The organism is Planomonospora algeriensis (assembly GCF_977012225.1).
On sequence record NZ_CDRNDK010001064.1, the window covers coordinates 1 to 547 of the forward strand.

General features: G+C 77.7%; 1 protein-coding gene. It reads right to left on the reverse strand.

From position 1 onward, the window contains the following. Positions 1-547, reverse strand: a 547-nt coding sequence (locus ACWJ6R_RS37810; protein ID WP_449066779.1) for a molybdopterin-dependent oxidoreductase, incomplete at both ends; no start/stop codon positions are given.

Genomic DNA, 547 nt, shown 5'->3' on the forward strand with positions numbered 1-547 from the left:
TGCCGGCGGGAACGGCCGGGGCCGCGGCCCGCGTGCCCCGCCACGCGCCGAGCGAGGCCAGCTCGCGCCGGGCGGCGGCCGGGTCGGGCAGGCCCAGGTGCACGTCCATGTGGTCGGCGATCGCGGAGATGATCCGCAGGTCGCTCATCACCCCGGGGACCGGCAGGGCCTCGGCGAAGGTACGGCCGCGGCCCTCCCAGTTGACGAACGTGCCCGACTTCTCGACCACCGTGGCGACCGGCAGCACCACGTCGGCGCGGTCGGTGACCGCGCTGGCGCGCTGCTCCAGGCTCACGATGAACGGGGTGTTCTCCAGGGCCGCCAGGGCGGCCTCCGGGTCGGGCAGGTCGTAGGGGTCGACACCGGCGACGACGAGGGCGTCGAGCTCCTCGCCGAGCGCCGCCGCCAGCATGGCGGAGGTGTCGCGGCCCGGGGCCTCGGGCAGCGAGGCGACGTCCCAGGCCCTGGCCACCTCGGCGCGGGCCTCGGCGTCGTCGGCCGGACGGCCGATCGGGAGCAGCCAGGGCAGCGCCCCGGCCTCCAGCGC